We start from the raw sequence: 1,390 nt of genomic DNA, 5'->3' as shown, positions 1-1,390 counted from the left end.
AGGCTGAGACGTGATGCCGAGCCGATTCAGGTGAAGTCAGTGATCCTATGCTGCCGAGAAAAGCCTCTAGCGAGTTCTTAGCGGCCCGTACCCCAAACCGACACAGGTGGTCAGGTAGAGAATACCGAGGCGATCGGGCGAACTGTGGTTAAGGAACTCGGCAAATTGCCCCCGTAACTTAGGGAGAAGGGGGGCCGGAGACGTGAAGGCACTTGCTGCTGGAGCGTTGTATGGCCGCAGAGAGCAGGGGGAAGCGACTGTTTACTAAAAACACAGGTCCATGCGAAGAAGTAATTCGATGTATATGGACTGACGCCTGCCCGGTGCTGGAACGTTAAGGGGACCTGTTAGCTCTTCGGGGCGAAGCGGAGAACTTAAGCGCCAGTAAACGGCGGTGGTAACTATAACCATCCTAAGGTAGCGAAATTCCTTGTCGGGTAAGTTCCGACCTGCACGAATGGCGTAACGACTTCCCCACTGTCTCAACCACAGGCCCGGCGAAATTGCATTACGAGTAAAGATGCTCGTTACGCGCGGCAGGACGGAAAGACCCCGGGACCTTTACTATAGCTTGACATTGGTACTTGAGTTAGCTTGTGTAGGATAGGTGGGAGCCGGTGAAGTCCATACGCCAGTATGGGTGGAGGCAATCTTGAAATACCACTCTGGTTGATTCGGGTATCTAACTTCGGGCCGTTATCCGGTTCAGGGACAGTGTCTGGTGGGTAGTTTAACTGGGGCGGTTGCCTCCTAAAGGGTAACGGAGGCGCCCAAAGGTTCCCTCAGCCTGGTTGGCAATCAGGTGTTGAGTGCAAGTGCACAAGGGGGCTTGACTGTGAGACTGACAGGTCGAGCAGGGACGAAAGTCGGGACTAGTGATCCGGCACTTGCGTGTGGAAGCGGTGTCGCTCAACGGATAAAAGGTACCCCGGGGATAACAGGCTGATCTTCCCCAAGAGTCCATATCGACGGGATGGTTTGGCACCTCGATGTCGGCTCGTCGCATCCTGGGGCTGTAGCAGGTCCCAAGGGTTGGGCTGTTCGCCCATTAAAGCGGTACGCGAGCTGGGTTTAGAACGTCGTGAGACAGTTCGGTCCCTATCCGCCGTGCGCGTAGGATACTTGAGAAGGGCTGTCCCTAGTACGAGAGGACCGGGACGGACGAACCTCTGGTGTGCCAGTTGTCCCGCCAGGGGCACGGCTGGTTGGCTACGTTCGGAAGGGATAACCGCTGAAAGCATCTAAGCGGGAAGCCTGCTTCAAGATGAGGTATCCCACCCCACTTTGTGGGGGTAAGGCCCCCAGCTAGACGACTGGGTTGATAGGCCGGAGATGTAAGCTCGGTAACGGGTTGAGTTGACCGGTACTAATAGGCCGAGGACTTGACTAC

General features: G+C 55.9%; 1 rRNA gene. It reads left to right on the top strand.

The features are described 5' to 3' along the window. Nucleotides 1-1,390 (top strand): 23S ribosomal RNA (locus tag LPA42_RS33325); the annotation flags it as partial.

The organism is Micromonospora sp. DH13 (genome assembly GCF_020873825.1).
GTDB lineage: Bacteria > Actinomycetota > Actinomycetes > Mycobacteriales > Micromonosporaceae > Micromonospora > Micromonospora haikouensis.
Note: the sequence above shows the minus strand (reverse complement) of the source record. Positions and strands in the feature narration are given on the sequence as shown.